This is a genomic window from Actinospica durhamensis (assembly GCF_018139695.1).
In the GTDB taxonomy this organism is placed as follows: domain Bacteria; phylum Actinomycetota; class Actinomycetes; order Streptomycetales; family Catenulisporaceae; genus Actinospica; species Actinospica durhamensis.
In genome coordinates this window covers 1-15,232 of record NZ_JAGSOG010000065.1, presented here as the reverse complement: position 1 = coordinate 15,232, position 15,232 = coordinate 1, and the positions used below count along the sequence as shown (strand labels likewise).

At 70.8% G+C, this 15,232-nt stretch carries 13 protein-coding genes; 4 read left to right on the top strand and 9 right to left on the bottom strand.

All coding sequences use genetic code 11. The features are described from left to right. Nucleotides 1-217: 217 nt before the first annotated feature. Nucleotides 218-1,078 (top strand): fatty acid desaturase family protein, encoded by an 861-nt coding sequence (locus KDL01_RS15325; RefSeq protein WP_212529161.1) that lies wholly within the window; start codon nucleotides 218-220, stop codon nucleotides 1,076-1,078. A gap of 52 nt (nucleotides 1,079-1,130) precedes the next feature. On the opposite strand, the gene KDL01_RS15320 is transcribed toward KDL01_RS15325, so the two are convergent. The 9 genes from KDL01_RS15320 to KDL01_RS15280 form a co-directional block, all read right to left on the bottom strand. Beyond that, nucleotides 1,131-1,796, bottom strand: a complete 666-nt coding sequence (locus KDL01_RS15320; protein WP_212529160.1) for a TetR/AcrR family transcriptional regulator — start codon at nucleotides 1,794-1,796, stop codon at nucleotides 1,131-1,133. A gap of 36 nt (nucleotides 1,797-1,832) precedes the next feature. Further along, nucleotides 1,833-3,614 carry a bifunctional sugar phosphate isomerase/epimerase/4-hydroxyphenylpyruvate dioxygenase family protein gene (locus KDL01_RS15315; protein ID WP_212529159.1) on the bottom strand — a complete coding sequence of 594 codons (1,782 nt, stop codon included), beginning with the start codon at nucleotides 3,612-3,614 and terminating at the stop codon, nucleotides 1,833-1,835. A 14-nt stretch (nucleotides 3,615-3,628) separates the two neighbouring features. Next, complete coding sequence (locus KDL01_RS15310) at nucleotides 3,629-4,549, bottom strand: shikimate dehydrogenase (RefSeq protein WP_368861575.1); 921 nt, start codon at nucleotides 4,547-4,549, stop codon at nucleotides 3,629-3,631. Between the two features lie 38 nt (nucleotides 4,550-4,587). After that, nucleotides 4,588-5,328, bottom strand: coding sequence for an ABC transporter ATP-binding protein (locus KDL01_RS15305; RefSeq protein ID WP_212529157.1), 741 nt, complete (start codon nucleotides 5,326-5,328; stop codon nucleotides 4,588-4,590). After that, nucleotides 5,325-7,178, bottom strand: a complete 1,854-nt coding sequence (locus tag KDL01_RS15300) for a branched-chain amino acid ABC transporter ATP-binding protein/permease (RefSeq protein WP_212529156.1) — start codon at nucleotides 7,176-7,178, stop codon at nucleotides 5,325-5,327. The genes KDL01_RS15305 and KDL01_RS15300 overlap by 4 nt, the downstream gene beginning before the upstream one ends. Beyond that, nucleotides 7,175-8,044 carry a branched-chain amino acid ABC transporter permease gene (locus KDL01_RS15295; RefSeq protein ID WP_212529155.1) on the bottom strand — a complete coding sequence of 290 codons (870 nt, stop codon included), beginning with the start codon at nucleotides 8,042-8,044 and terminating at the stop codon, nucleotides 7,175-7,177. Before KDL01_RS15295 ends, KDL01_RS15300 begins: the two co-directional genes overlap by 4 nt. 86 nt (nucleotides 8,045-8,130) lie before the next feature. Then, complete coding sequence (locus tag KDL01_RS15290; protein WP_212529154.1) at nucleotides 8,131-9,288, bottom strand: ABC transporter substrate-binding protein; 1,158 nt, start codon at nucleotides 9,286-9,288, stop codon at nucleotides 8,131-8,133. Between the two features lie 52 nt (nucleotides 9,289-9,340). Next, nucleotides 9,341-11,110: a thiamine pyrophosphate-binding protein gene (locus KDL01_RS15285; RefSeq protein ID WP_212529153.1), complete on the bottom strand. Its 1,770-nt coding sequence runs from the start codon at nucleotides 11,108-11,110 to the stop codon at nucleotides 9,341-9,343. Continuing rightward, nucleotides 11,107-12,579, bottom strand: a complete 1,473-nt coding sequence (locus KDL01_RS15280; RefSeq protein WP_212529152.1) for an aldehyde dehydrogenase family protein — start codon at nucleotides 12,577-12,579, stop codon at nucleotides 11,107-11,109. Before KDL01_RS15280 ends, KDL01_RS15285 begins: the two co-directional genes overlap by 4 nt. A gap of 141 nt (nucleotides 12,580-12,720) precedes the next feature. Between KDL01_RS15280 and KDL01_RS15275 the strand changes: the two genes are divergently transcribed. From KDL01_RS15275 to KDL01_RS15265, 3 genes are all read left to right on the top strand, one after another. After that, complete coding sequence (locus KDL01_RS15275) at nucleotides 12,721-13,506, top strand: IclR family transcriptional regulator (RefSeq protein ID WP_212529151.1); 786 nt, start codon at nucleotides 12,721-12,723, stop codon at nucleotides 13,504-13,506. 18 nt (nucleotides 13,507-13,524) lie between these two features. After that, nucleotides 13,525-14,703, top strand: a complete 1,179-nt coding sequence (locus KDL01_RS15270) for a CaiB/BaiF CoA transferase family protein (protein ID WP_212529150.1) — start codon at nucleotides 13,525-13,527, stop codon at nucleotides 14,701-14,703. Then, a partial coding sequence (locus KDL01_RS15265; RefSeq protein WP_281415415.1) for a citrate/2-methylcitrate synthase occupies nucleotides 14,700-15,232 on the top strand: 533 nt, incomplete at its 3' end. The genes KDL01_RS15270 and KDL01_RS15265, both read left to right, overlap by 4 nt.

Here is a 15,232-nt window from a genome sequence, read left to right as displayed (position 1 = left end):
TCTAAGACAACTGATCTAGCACAACTGATCTAGCACGACGACGCGGACAGGCGCTCCCGAGCTCAGCCGGGAGCGTCCGTCCGGCATGCCTTCATCCGGTCCACAATCTGTCATAAAACGGGTGGTTTCGATCAGTACTACGTTAGCGACCGATCAGATACCGAGTGCCCCGCGGCTGCTGTTCCAGCGGGCGGCCGTGCGCGGCAAGGACGAGGCCTTGTTCGGCGCAAAGCTGTTCCTGCTCGCCGCCATGCTGGTCGGCGGAGGAGCGATGGCGATCCAGGCGCAGTACGCGCTCGCCGCGTGCGGCATGGTGCTCCTGGCGGCGGCGTACACCCACGCGGTGGAGTTGCAGCACCAGTGCCTGCACCACTCGGCGTTCCGCAACCCGCGCCCGCACCGGCTCGTCGGCGTGCCGCTGGGCACGCCGATGCTGGTGTCCTACAGCCACTACCGGGTGCGGCATCTCCAACACCACCGCTTCCTCGGCACACCTCAGGACACGGAGTTCTTCGGCTTCGACACCCGCAAACCGCTCACCCTCGGCGCCCTGGCCAAGGGCCTGTTCGACGTCCGCCGGATCGCCAACGTGGGCCGCGACATCGCCAGGTGCGCGACCGGCCGCTGGCAGTACGACATGGGCCAGATCGCCCCGAAGGCGCGCAGGGCGATCGTGAGCGAGTACCGCTGGTTCGGGGTCTTCATCCTCCTGCTGGCCGCGGCCTGCGGCGCGGGCGGAGCCCCGCTGGTGCTGCGGCTGTGGCTGATCCCCTTCGTCCTGTCGATGCCGATGCACTTCCTGGTGGAGCTGCCCGAGCACATCCTGTGCGACTCCACCAGCGTCGACGTGCTGCGCAACACCCGGACGATCACCGGCAGCCGGCTGACGACCTGGTTCACCAACGGGAACAACCTGCACATCGAGCACCACGCCGCGATGAACGTCCCGCTCAGCCGGCTGCGGGATCGGCACGAGGACGTCCGCGAATTCGGCGTCCACGTGCAGCGCAGCTATGCCGAGTTCTTCGCGATCGTGACGCGCGAGGTGTGGAAGAACCGGAAGGCCTCGAAGGGCTGAGTCGGAAAGCTCTGCCACGGCGGCGTCGAGGGGCCCGTTCTTCGACGCCGCCTCAGTCGGCCGGGTCCGCGGCGAGATAGCGCACGACCAGGTCGCCGAGCATGCGGCGGTAGTGCTCGCGCAGGGCCGGGTCGGTCAGGTCGCGGTGGAAGAGGGTGCCGAAGGTGGCGCGGTTCGAGACGCGGAAGAAGCAGAACGAACTGATGATCGCATGGACGTCCACGGCGTCGGCGTCGGCCTTGAACACGCCCTGTTCGCGGCCGGCGGCGAGGACCTTGTGGATGATCTCGATGGCGGGCCAGTTCAGGTCGGAGAGGGTCTCGGACTTGATGATGTGTTCGGCGTCGTGGATGTTCTCGATGCTCACCAGGCGGATGAACTCGGGGTGGGCCTCGTGGTGGTCGAAGCTGATCTCGGCGAGCCGGCGGACGGCGCTGACCGGGTCGAGGTGGGAGACGTCGAGGTCCTGCTCGTTGGCGCGGATCCGGTTGTAGGCCTGCTCGAGCACCGCGATGAACAGCTGTTCCTTGCCGCCGAAGTAGTAGTAGATCATGCGCTTGGTGGTGCGGGTCCGCGCGGCGATCTCGTCCACCCGGGCGCCGGCGTAGCCGAGCTTGGCGAATTCGGCGGTGGCGACCTCGAGGATCTCGGAGCGGGTTCGCTCGGGGTCGCGCGTGCGCTCCTTCGCCGGGGCGGACGGGGCGTCGTCGGTGGCCATGCGGCTCCTTGCTGCAAGGGGAGCGATCGATACAGTCTATCGACCGGCGGTGATCGTGTGGTTGTGCTGCGCTGCCATGCGTACGGGGGCGTTGGCGGCGCCGTAGCCGCGGTAGCCGCCGACACGTTGGAGGAGTTCGAAGAAGACCCGTCCGACGCTCTCGGTGTAGCAGTGCAGGAACTCGCCGTGCTCGTCGCGGTCGTAGAGGATGCCGAGTTCGCGCAGCCGCACCAGCGTCTGGGCGGGCAGGTCGAACCGGGCGTCGAGGTCGTCGTAGTAGTTCGCGGGGATGGCGAGGGTGTCGTGGCCGGCGGCACGCAGTCTGCGCACCGCGTCGATGACGCTCGGGACCGCGAAGGCGACGTGCTGCGCGTGCTGGTCGATATGCGCGGGATGCGGGGCGAGGTTGAGGGCGAGGCGGACGGATTCGTCGGCGTTGGTGACGGTGCGGCTGCGAAACAGGCCGCGCGGGTCGGCGAGTTCCACGCTCTCGCGCAGGGTGAGGCCTAGCACGCTGCTGTAGAACAGCGCGGCTTCGTCGAAGCCGTGCCACTGCTGGGTGAGCGCGACATGGTCGATCACGACGGTTGTGGGCGCGTTCGGGCCGCCGTCGGACGCGCCTTCGGGCGGGGCGGGGACCAGGTAGAGCAGGGAGCCGTCCGGCGCGATCACGGCTTCCTGCGGCCGGTGGTCACGGGGCAGGACCGGGGCGAGGAGGTGTTCGGCGCGCTTGGCGGCCGCGGCGGGGTCCGGGGTGTGCAGGCCGATGGCGGTGAGCCTGGCCACGTCGTGGTGGGAGTCGCGGTGGGAGTCGCGGCCGGCGGAACCGGTGGTGATCAGGATGCGGGCGTCGCCCTGCTGCCAGGTCTCGACGAGGTCGCCCTGGCGTGACCAGCCGTCGGTGGTGAACCCGAGCGCGGTCAACTGTCGGCGCACCCGCTCCGGGTCGGCGGCGCTGATCTGCGCGTAGGCGATGCCGCTGGGCGCGGGGGCGGCCGGCAGGTCGAGGATGCCGAGCTGTTCTTGCAGGCGGATCAGGGAGCGGCGGCCGTCGACGGCGGTGCGTGCCGAGTCGGCCTGGCGGAACTCGTCGTTGAACACCTCGAGCGAGAGCGGGCCGTGATAGCCCGCCTTCAGCGCGGCCCCGGTGACGCCGGCCACGTCGAAGCCGCCCTGCCCCGGGAAGCATCGCAGGTGTCTGCTCCACTGCAGGATGTCCATGGTGGTGCGCGGGGCGTCGGCGAGCTGAAGGAAGAAGATCTTGTCGCCGGGGATCTGCTCGATGCCGCGGGGGTCGCCGTCGCGGGCGAGGATGTGGAAGCTGTCGAGGCACAGGCCGAGGTTCGGGCGGTCGGCCGCTTCGACGATGCGCCAGGAGTGCGCGTAGGTGTTGACGGCGGTGCCCCAGGCCAGCGCCTCGTAGGCGATGCGGATGCCGTGTTCGGCGGCGGCGTCCGCGAGCAGGCCGAGTTGGGCCGCGGCCAGTGCGTCGTCGTCGACGGTGCGCGGGGAGACGTTGGAGCACACCAGCAGCAGGTCGGTGCCGAGGCGGCGCATGACCTCGAACTTGCGCCGCGCCCGGCGCAGGTTGCGGGTGAACTCGTCCTCGTCGACGGCCTCGAACTCGCGCAGCGGCTGGTAGAGGTCGATGCTCAGGCCGAGTTCGCGGGCGCGTTCGGCGATCTGCTCGGGTGAGAGCGGACTGGCCACGAGATCGGGTTCGAAGATCTCGATCCCGTCGAATCCGGCGGCGGCACAGGCGGCGAGCTTCTCGGTGAGCGAGCCGCTGAGCGAGACGGTGGCGATACAGGTGCGCATGGCTGCTGATCCCCTCACTCCGGATCGGGTGCGACGGCGGCCGGCGCTGCGGCGGCCGGCTCGACGCCGCCCGGCGCGACGAGTGCGTGGTAGTCCTCGAACATCGCGTCGATGTCCGGGTCGCGCCCGGTGAACAGGCGGAACGCCTCCGCGGCCTGGTAGACGAGCATGCCGCCGCCGTCGACGGTGCGGCAGCCGCGCTCCCGGGCCAGGCGCAGCAGTTCGGTCTCCAGCGGCATGTACACGACCTCGGCGACCCACAGGTCCTCGCGCACGAGTGCGTCCGGGAGCGGCAGCCCGGGGTGGGCGGCCATGCCGACGGGGGTCGCGTTCACCAGCCCGTCGGCCCCTTCGAGGTGTTCGGCGAGGTTCTCCGGCGCGGCCGCCACGGCGCACTCCTCGCCGAACCGTCGGCGCAGCGCGGCGGCCAGGGCCCGGGCACGGTCGGCCTGCCGGTCCACGATGGTCAGCCGCCGTGCGCCGACGATCTCGCCGAGCAGGGCGTGGGCGACCGCGGACCCGGCGCCGCCCGCGCCGAGCTGGACGACCGCGTCGCGCGGCACGTCCGGGAGGGTGCGGACGAATCCGCGGGCGAAGCCGAGGGAGTCGGTGTTGTAGCCGACGGCGCGGCCGTCGCGCAGTACGACGGTGTTGACCGCGCCGAGGGCGGCGGCTTCGGGGTCGAGTGCGTCGAGGTGCTCGATGATGACCTGCTTGCACGGATGGGTGATGTTGAGCCCGTCGAATCCGAGCGTGCGCGCGGCGGCGAGGAGCCGCCCGGCCTCCTCGGGTTCCGCGCCGAGCACGTCGATGTCGATGATGCGGTAGAGCAGCCGCAGGCTGTGCCGGGCGGCCTCGCTGTGGTGCAGCGGCGGGCTGAGCGAGGGGCCGATGCCCGCGCCGATCAGGCCGGTGAGGTATGAGGGCTGGTGCAGCGCGTTCATCGTGCCTACCTTGTCTCTCACGGGTGTCTCTACAGGCCCAGGTAGCTGCGTTGGACCCGGTCGTCCGCGCGCAGCCGGGCGACGTCGCCCTCCATGACCACGCGGCCGTTCTCCATGACCAGGCACCGGCCGGTCGCACCGAAGGCGAGTTCGGCGTTCTGTTCGACCAGCAGCAGGCTGAGCCCGGCCGCGCGCAGGCCGGTGAGGATGTCGAGGATCTCCTCGACGAGCTTCGGGGACAGGCCCATGGAGGGTTCGTCGAGCAGCACGAGGCTGGGCTTGGGCATCAGGGCCCTGCCGATGGCGAGCATCTGCTGCTGGCCGCCGGACAGCGCTCCGGCGGGCCGGCCGGCCATCTCCGCCAGGACGGGGAAGCGGGCGTAGACGCCGTCGAGCGCCTCCTGGTTCGCCTTGCGCCAGCCCCGGCTGTACCCGCCGAGCAGCAGGTTCTTCTCCACCGACAGGCCGGAGAAGACGTGCCTGCCTTCGGGTACGTAGCCGATGCCGTGGCGCACCATCGTGTGCGCGGAGGCCTTGGTGAGGTTGCGCTCCCCGTAGCGGACGGTGCCCGCGGCCCGGGGCACGAGTCCCATCAGGGCGCGCAGGGTCGAGGTCTTGCCGGCGCCGTTGGCCCCGATGATGCCGAGCGCCTCGCCGGGGGCGATCGAGAAGCTGACGGACTCGACCGCCCTGACCCCGCCGTAGCGCACGCTGAGGTCTTCGACGCGCAATTGCCTGGTGTGCGGCGGAGCTGCGACAGCAGTACTCATACGGTGGGCTCCTTGGTCTTGCTCGGGGCCGGTTCGGCGGCGTCGGTCTGCCGGGGCGCGGCGGCGCGGCCGAGGTAGGCCTCGATGACGGAGGGGTTCGCGGCCACGTCGGCCGGTGCGCCCTCGGCGATGACCTGGCCGGCGGCCAGGACGGTGACCTTGCCGCACAGCGACATGACCAGGCCCATGTCGTGCTCGATGATGATCACGGTGGTGCCGTGGTCGCGGATGGAGCGCACGATCTCGACCAGCTGCGCCTTCTCGGTGGCGTTCAGGCCCGCGGCGGGTTCGTCGAGCAGCAGCAGGCGCGGCTCGCCCGCCATCGCGCGGGCGAGTTCGACCCGGCGCTGGATGCCGTAGGGCAGGGCGTACGGGGTGGCCTTGGCGAAGCCGGCCAGGCCGTAGCGGTCCAGCAGCTCGTCCGCCTGCGCGCCGAGCCGGCGTTCGGCCCGCCACACCCCGACCGGCCAGATCGCGTAGCGCCACGCCCATCCGGGCCGGGTGCGGTCGAGCCCGACCATGACGTGTTCGCGCACGGTCAGCTCCCGGAACAGCCGCAGGTTCTGGAAGGTGCGCGAAAGGCCCAGGTCGCTCAGCCGGTAGGGACGCAGGTTGTGGACGTGCCGGTCGGCGAAGGAGACCGTGCCCTGCGAAGCCTGGTAGAGCCCGCTGATGACGTTGAACAGGGTGGTCTTGCCGGATCCGTTGGGACCCACGATGCCGCGGATCTCGCCGGCCCCGACACTCAGCGACACCTCGCGCAGCGCCGTGAGGCCCTTGAACCGCATCGTCACCGCATCCAGGCGTAGCAGCTCGCGCCCGGTCGCGGTCTCCCGCGCCGCGGCTGTGGCCGGGTACGGCTGGAACGGCGCGAGCGCGGGCTGTTCCCGCTGCCTTCGGATCAGTGGTCGAATTCGCCCGGGGAGTCCGGCGAGGCCGGTCGGTGCGACGACGGCCGTGATGACGACGACGATGCCGTAGCCGAGTTGCGCGTAGGTCGACAGGTCGGTCAGTTCGTCCTGGACCACCGAGAGCGCGAGCGCGCCGATGACGCAGCCCCACAGGCTCTGGCGGCCGCCGATGACGACCATGGCGAGCAGCAGGAACATGTCGGCGGTGCTGAAGGTCTCCGGGGCGACGAAGCGGATCAGGCCCGCGTAGAGCACTCCGGCCACCCCGCCGTAGAGCCCGGCGAGCAGGAACGCGGTCATCCGCAGCACGGGGATGCGCGCGCCGCCCGACCCGGCGGCCAGCGGGTCGTCGCGCATGGCCCGCATCCGCCGGCCGAGCCTGGTGCGCACGACGAACAGGCCGAAGGCGAGGGAGAGGACGAACACCACGAGTTCGAGGTAGTAGTAGAGGTAGTCGTCGGACAGGTCGATGCCGCCGAGCGGCGGGACGGGGATGCCGGAGATGCCCGAGCCGCTGCCGGCCAGGGTCGAGGTGGTGACCCAGTCGGTGAAGGCGAGCGAGAGCCCGAGGGTGACGATGCCGAGGTAGTGCGACTGCACGCGCAGCGCGGGCACCCCGATGATCAGCCCGACCAGTCCTGAGGCGAGCACCGCGAGGATCGCGGCGACCCAGAACCCGTAGTTCTCCTGGGTGGTGAGCACGGCGGTGGTGTACGCGCCGACGCCCATCAGCGTGATCTGGGCGAGGTTGATCTGCCCGGCGATGCCCATCACGATGCCCAGGCCGATGGCCAGGATGCCGAAGACGAACGCGGTGTCGAGTACGTGCATGTCGTAGCTGCCCAGCTGGTAGGGCAGCAGGTAGGCGAGGACCGCGAGCAGCAGGTAGCCGGCCGGGGCGCGGTATCGGCGCAGGAGCGGATTGAGCGTCGGGTTCATGCGCGCAGCACCGTCTTCTCTCCGAACAGGCCGGTCGGCTTGATCATCACGATGACGGCGAACAGGACGAAGGTGGCCAGGTCGGCGTAGCCCTGGAAGTAGTCGGCGCTGAAGGAGTTGAGCAGGCCGACCGCCAGGGCCCCGACGACGGCGCCCGGGATGGACCCGAAGCCGCCGAGGATCGCGGCGGCGAACCCGTCGATGCCGATGGAACCGCCCATGGTCGGGCTGACGTAGAGCTCGGGCCCGACCAGCGCGCCGGCCAGCGCCGCGAGGCCCGCGCCGATGGCGAACGCGATGGCGTTGCTGCGCCCGACGTTGATGCCCACGGCTTTCGCGGCGTCGTAGTCCATGGCGACGGCCTGCATCGCCACGCCGCGGCGGGTGCGCTCGAGGAAGAGCGAGAGCGCGAGCATCGCGACCACGGCGACGCCCATGACGACGAGATCGTAGGTGGGGACGCTGGCGCCGAAGACGACCAGCGGCCTGGTCTGCACCGGAGAGGGCACCGCCTCGCCGGTGGCCCCCCAGATGAGGGTGGCCACGGATTCGAGCACGATGCCGAAGCCGATGGTGCCGATCAGCATCAGGTCGAAGTCGCGCCCCTCCAGCGGCCGTAGGAACCGCTCGATGAACAGGCCGATCACGCCCGTGATGACGATGGAGGCGAGGACCGCGACGGCGAAGGGCAGGTGCTGGGACACGGTGAAGGTCGCGGCGATGTAGGCGCCGATCATCAGGACGTCGGCGTGGGCGAAGTTGACCAGGCCCATGGTCCGGTAGACCAGGGCGAAGCCGAGCGCCACGAGCGCGTAGACGGCCCCGAGGTTCAGGCCGCCGACGATGGTTTGCAGGAAGACTTGCATCGGTTCCTTCCGAATCCACGGCCCGCCCGGCCGGACGGGAGGTCCGGTCGGGCGGCCGAGCGTCAGTCGGGCAGGCTGGATCGTGGTCAGCCGACCGCGACGAGCGAGCCGTTCTTGACGATGCCGATGGAGGTCTTGAAGATCCCGACACCGGTCTTGTCGTAGCGGAAGTCGCCGAGCAGGCCGTCGTACTGGGTGGCGCGGATCGCGTCGGCGAGCTTGAGGCCGGTGGCCAGGCCGCTCGTCTTGAGGGCCGTCAGCAGGATCTCGGTGCCGTCGTACGCCTTGGCCCCGTGCAGTTCCGCGGCCGAGCCGTACGCGCCCTGATACGCGGCGGCGAAGGCCTTGCTCGCGGCGCTGGTGTCATTGCTCAGATACGGCGAGCTGACGATCGTCCCCTCCACGTTCGCGGTGCCCGCGGTATCGATGAACACCGGGGTGCCCTGCGGGGCGCCGCCCGCGAACGGAACCGTGATGCCGAGCGACCTGGCCTGCTTGACGATCAGACCGGCCTCCACCTCCTCGGAGCCGATGAAGACCACCTGCGGGTTCGACTGCTTGATCGCGGTCAGGGCGGAGCTGAAGTCGGTCTGGGTCGTGGTCACGACCTGGTTGCTGGTGGGCTTGAGGCCGTCGGCGGTGAGCTGGGCGAGGAAGGAGCTCTGCTCCCCCGCGCCGTACGCGCCGTTGTTCGTGATCATGGCGATCTTCGTGTCGTGCAGCGTCCCGGTCAGGTACGCCGCCAGCGTGGAGTCGTAGGTGACGGAGGTGGGGCCATTGAGGAAGACGTACGGGTCGCCGCTCTTGGTGAGCGCGGGCGACTGGCCGGAGGTGATGTTCGGGATCTTCGCCGCCTCCAGCGTCGGCTCCATCGCCGCCGTCACGCCGCTCTCCGCGGTGCCGATCATCGCCACGAAGCCCTCAGAGGCGAGCTTGCTGGCGATGTCGGTGCCGGTGGTGGGATCGGCCTTGTCGTCGAACACGGTCAGCTGGATCTGGCGGCCGTCGATCCCGCCCTTGGCGTTCCACTGCGACACGGCCAGCTTGGCGCCGTCGTACTCCCACTGGCCCAAGGAGCTGTCCTGGCCGCTTTGCGCGTCGACGACCGCGATCTTGATGGGGCCGGTGCTGGATCCGGTGGACGCGGTGTTGCTCGAGCCGGGCTTCGAGCAGCCGGCCAGCACGCCGAGCACGAGCACGGCGCTGCCGGCGAGGGCTATGCACCGCGCGGGACGAACGATCATTGTGTCACCTCATTGTGAAGGGAACGGATGGAACTGCTGGTGTATCGGGGGTTCAGGCGAATTCGCCCTGGTAGACGTCCTTGATGTTCCAGTGGCCGGGCGTCGGTACCGGGGCGTTGACCATCGGCACGTCCAGTACCGCCGGGCGGCGCCGCTCCAGCGCGGTCGCGAGGGCCTTGGCGAGGTCTTCGGGGCTCTGGACGCGGTAGCCGTCCGCGCCGCACGCCTGGCCGAGCGCGGCGAAGTCGGGGCTGTACGCGGCACCGTCGGGAGTGCGGAACTCGCAGCCGAATCCGGAGGCGAAGTTCGACTGCTGCAGGTCGGCGATGGTGCCGTGGGCGCTGTTGTTCATCACGACGAACAGGACCGGTGCGCCCTGCTCGACGGCCATGGGGATCGCGGGCAGCTGCGCGCTCATGCCGCCGTCGCCGATCAGGGCCACCACGGCCCGATCCGGCACCGCCAGCTGCACTCCGACCGCGGCGGCCGGGCCGAAGCCCATGGTCGAGGAGCCGCCGGGGGTGATGAAGCGGCCTGCGACGGGCAGTTCGTAGCACTGGGCGACGCCGTTCTTGTTCCAGCCGACGTCGGTCACCAGGATCGCGTCGGCGGGCAGGGTCTCGCGCAGGTCGGCGAGGATGCGCTCGGGCTCGAGCGGGAACGCGTCGCTGCGTCCGCGCTCCCGGGCCCGGTCGAAGACCTCGTCGCGCGAGGCGGCGATGGATTCGCGCAGGCCTTCACGCCGGACCGGGTCCGGGTGCAGGCCGCGTACCGCGCGGTTGATCGCGGTCACCGCCGAGGCCGCGTCCGCGACGGCGCCGTACTCGACCGGGTAGTTGCGCCCGATCTCCTCCGGGTCCAGGTCGATCTGGACGAGCTTGGCCGGCGGGAACGCCCAGGTGTAGCGCGGATCCCAGGAGCTCGAGTCGGTCTCGGCGAAGCGGGTGCCGATCGCGAGTACGAGGTCTGCGTCACGGGTGGAGCGGTTGGCCAGTTCGCTGCCCCAGAACCCGGTGATGCCCAGCTGCAGCGGGTGGCGGTCGGGCACGACGCCCTTGCCCATCAGCGAGTGCGCGATCGGGATGTCGAGGTGCTCGGCCAGCTCCGTCAGCGCCGCGCGCCCGGCGTCGGTGCGCAGGCCGCCGCCGAAGTACACCAGCGGCCGCTCGGCCGCGACGAGCATCTCGGCGATCCGCCGGGCCGCGTCGGCGGGCAGGACCGGGGTCGAGCTCTCGCGCACCAGCGGATACCGGGCCGCCGAGTCCGCGGGGATCTTCCGGTTGAACAGGTCCATCGGGATGTTGAGCAGCACCGCGCCCGGCCGTCCGCTCGTCGCGGTCCAGAACGCGCGCTCCAGGAAGCGCGGCAGGTCCTCGGCCCGGTGCGCCTCCCACACCCGCTTGCAGAACGGCCGGTAGATCGAGGCCTGATCCGCGTCGTGGTGCAGGTTCACCTCCTGGTGCGGGTGACGGCCGTGGTAGTAGGAGGGGACGTCCCCGGCGATCACGACCAGCGGGATCGAGTCGTACCCGGCCGAGGCGACGCCGGTGACCGCGTTCATCAGGCCGGGCCCGACGTGCACGAGCACGACGCCGGGCTTGCCGGTCATCCGGGCGTAGCCGTCGGCGGCGTGCGCGGCGGCCTGCTCGTGCCGGGCGATGACGAACCGGATGGTGCTGCGGGAGAGGGCGTCGAGCAGCGCGATGTTGGTGTGCCCGCAGGTGCCGAAGACGGTGTCCACGCCGTAGGACTCGAGCTGGCGGGTGAGCGCCTCGGCGGCGTCGAGGAGTTCTGTGGTGGTGGCGGTCTCGCTGCGGGTCATCGCTCGCTTCCCCAGATGGACAGATTCCTGATGATCATGGTCTTGACGACGGTGTAGTCCTCGATCATCGAGCGCGGGCTCTCGCGCCCGATCCCGGAGTCCTTCACCCCGCCGAACGGCACGTGGTCGAGCCGGAAGTTGGAGGAGCCGTTCACGATCAGGCCGCCGACCTCCAGTTCGCGCCACGCGGTGAACACCCGGGCCAGGTCGTTGGTGAAGATCCCGGCCTGCAGGCCGAACCGGCTGGTGTTGCACGCCTCCACCGCGTCCTCGAACCGGTCGAAGGGCAGCACCGCGACCAGCGCGCCGAAGACCTCCTCGGTCACGACCCTCGCGTCCGGGCTCGGATCGGCCACGATCGTGGGCGCGGCGGTGGCCCCGTCGCGCGTGCCTCCGGTCAGGATCCGCGCCCCGGCCGCGCAGGCCTCGGCGCTCCAGGCCACCACCCGCTCGGCGGCCTGCTCGTCGACCATCGCGCCGACGTCGGTGGCCGGGTCGAGCGGGTCGCCGACCTTGAGCTGGTCCACCTGCTTGTGCAGGGCGCTGAGGAACTCCTCGAACCGATCGCGCTGCACGTACACGCGCTGCACGGAGATGCAGCTCTGGCCGGAGTTGCTGTAGCCGGTCCGCGCGCACACCGCCGCGGCCTGCTCGACGTCGGCGTCCTCGCACACGATCGTCGCCGCGTTGCCGCCGAGCTCCAGCACCGTCCGGCGCGGGCCCGCGGCTCTGGCCACCGCCGCACCGGCCGCGCTCGATCCGGTGAAGGAGATCACGTCCACGCGTGGGTCGCCCGCGAGCGCCGCCCCGGTCTCGGCCCCGCCGTGCAGCAGCTGCACGGCCTCGACCGGCATCCCGGCGTCGAGCAGGACCCTGACGATCGCCGTCGTCGCGCCAGGGGCCTGCGGCGGGGACTTGACCACGGTGGTGTTCCCGGCCGCGAAGGACGCGCCGAGCTTGTGCGCCAGCAGGTTCGCCGGGGCGTTGAACGGCGTGATCGCCAGCGCCACGCCGGCCGGCGCGCGGTAGGTCAGGGCCGTGTTGCCCACCCCGCGCTCCCACCCGGCCACCGGCAGCACCTCGCCGCCGAGCCGGCGCGCCTCGGCCGCGCACACGGCGAAGGTGTCGCAGACCCGGTCGATCTCTCCGCCCCCGTCCTTGACCGGCTTGCCGAGTTCGAGCGCGAGCAGCCGGGCGAGCTCGTCGCGACGCTCGGCGGCGAACTGAGCGGCCCGCTCCAGGACGCCCGCACGCGCCGCTGGAGCGAGCCTGCCGATGGCCCGGGCGCCGGCGCGGGCGTAGTGCAGCGCCTCGTCGACCTCGCCGGGCGCGGTCTGCCGGGCCCGCGTGACGGTCCTGCGGGTGTACGGGCCGGTGCGTTCGAAGTGCTCGCCGTCGTCCCGCCATCGCCCGGCAACCAATGTGGGCGCCGGGATGACGGGATCGAGCGCTGGTTCGGGAATGGGCATCGCTGCTCCCAAGAAATTCCACTAGACGGACCAGTTAGACCGTTTTAGAGACAGCGAGTACAGTACTGTTCGGAGCGCGGCGGGACAAGGATCCGTCTCGAAAAAGCCGTGCGGCACTCATCCGAGACACGAGGAGAGATCTTGGACAGGGAAGAGGCGCAGGGTGGGCAGCGCGAAGACGCGCAGGGAGTGCGCAGCGTGCAGCGCGCCCTCGACATCCTGGGGCTGCTGACCGAGGATCAGCCCTCGATCACACTGCGGGAGATCGTCGAGTCCACCGGACTGGCCAAGACGACCGTGCTGCGGATCGTCCAGACTCTCGAACAGAACGGCCTGCTGTGGGCCTCGGGCAACGGCTACCTCGCCGGGCCCGGCCTGTGGCGTTGGGCGCACCTGGCCAAGCACAGCTGGGAGCTGCCCCCCGAGACGCGCAAGATCATTCGAGATCTGGCATCCGAACTCAAGGAGACGGTGAATCTCTACATGGTGCGCGGAGTGCACCGTGTGGTGGTCGCCCAGCACGAGAGCCCGCAGCCGCTGCGGCACGTCGTCCACGTCGGTGACGAACTGCCGCTGTGGGCCGGAGCCTCGGCGAAGGTGCTGCTCGCCGACGCGTCCGAGTCACAGCTCGAACGGGTCGCGCGCAGTTCCCCCTACGGCGAGGGCCACGCGCGCCGCCTGCGCGAGTGGATCGACGCGGCCGACCACGACGGCTTCGCCGTCAGCCACGGCGAACGCATGGAGGGCCTGTCCGCCGTCGCCGTCCCGGTGCACGGCAGGACGGGCAGCGTCGTGGCGGCGCTCACGGTCAGCGGACCGACCGTCAGATTCGGCGACGACGCGGTGCGACGCTTCGCCGGCGAGCTGACCAAGGCGGCCCGGCACATGTCCGAGCGCGGTTTTGACCACCCCCTTGTTCAACGCTGAACGTGAAGGAGAAGTCGAATGCAGCCTCGCCCGCTCCACGGCATCGGCGTGCTCGACCTGACCAATGTACTATCTGGTCCGTACTGTAGCTACCAGTTGGCGCTCCTTGGTGCCCAAGTCGTTAAGATCGAGCTCCCCGGCCAGGGCGACCTGGCCCGCCGGCTCGGCGCCGACCCGGCGCTCAACGGCCAGGGGATCGGCGCCTCCTTCCTCGCCCAGAACGCCGGGAAGCTCTCGATCGAGCTGGATTTGAAGGGCCCTGACGGGCGCGCCGCGTTCGAGGACCTGCTGCGCGGGGCCGACGTGCTGGTGGAGAACTTCCGGGCCGGGGTGATGGAGCGCCTCGGCTACGGCTGGGAGCAGCTGCGCGCGCTCAACCCGCGCCTGGTCTACTGCGCGATATCAGGGTTCGGCAGCACCGGCCCGATGAGCGAGGCCCCGGCCTACGACCAGGTGATCCAGGGCCTGTCCGGCATGATGAGCATCACCGGCACCGCCGAGACCGCACCGCTGCGGGTCGGATTCCCGGTCTGCGACACCCTCGGCGGGATGGCCGGGGCGATGGCGATCTGCGCCGCCCTGGCCGATCGGGCCCGCAGCGGGTCGGGCCGGTTCATCGACGTCTCCATGCTCGAGACCTCCCTCTCCGCGATGGGCTGGCCGGTCTCGAACTACCTCGTCTGCGGCGTAGAACCGGTGCCCATGGGCGACCAGAACGCCACCGCCGCGCCCTCGGGCAGCTTCACCGCGAGCGACGGCCCGCTCAACATCGCCGCCAACCAGCAGCGCCAGTTCGAGGCCCTGTGCCACGTCATCGACCGCCCGGACCTCGCCGCGGATCAGCGGTTCGCCGAGCGCGAGGCCCGCAAGGCCAACCGCGAGCTGCTCAACGCCGAGATCAACGGCGAACTGGCCAAACAAGGGGTCGCGCACTGGGAGCGCGCCCTGAACGACGTGGGCGTACCCACCGCCCGCATCGTCTCAGTACCCGAAGCCCTCTCCCTCGATCAGCTCGCCCACCGCGGATTCCTCACGAAGCTGCCCTATCCCGACGGCTCCGCGCGCATGCTGACGGCCGTGGGCAACGGCATCCACATGAACGGCGAGCCGCTGGTTCCGCTCGCGTCCCCGCCACTGCTCGGCGAGCACAACGCGCAACTGCCCTCGATCGCGGCCCGGTGGCGGGCGGCGGCATGAGCGACCTCGACGCGGGGGTCGCCACGGCCGCGGCCACCGCGACCGCCACCGCCACCGCCACCGCGCGGGAACGCGAACGGGTCTCGGACTGGTGGGCGACCTCCGTCTCCAGGATCGAACCCAACGTCGTGGAACTGCGCGGACACCCGGTCCAAGACCTCATCGGCACCACCGGCCTCGCCTCCATGATCTGGCTGATGCTGCGCGGGCAATTGCCCACGGCGCGTCAGGCCCACCTGCTCGAGGCCGCGATGGTCGCAGGCGTCGACCACGGCCCGCAGGCCCCCTCCATCGCCATCGCCCGGATGGCCGCGACCTGCGGCGTGGAGCTCAACAACGCCGTCGCCAGCGCCGTCAACGTACTCGGCGACAGCCACGGCGGCGCCGGCCAGGAATGCGTGGAACTGCTCAACGACGTCTGCGCCCTGACCGCGAGGGGCGACGACGTCCTGTCAGCCGCCGCCACCACGGTCGCCGCGTGGCGGCAGCGCACCCGCTACCTCCCCGGCTTCGGCCACCGCTTCCACCG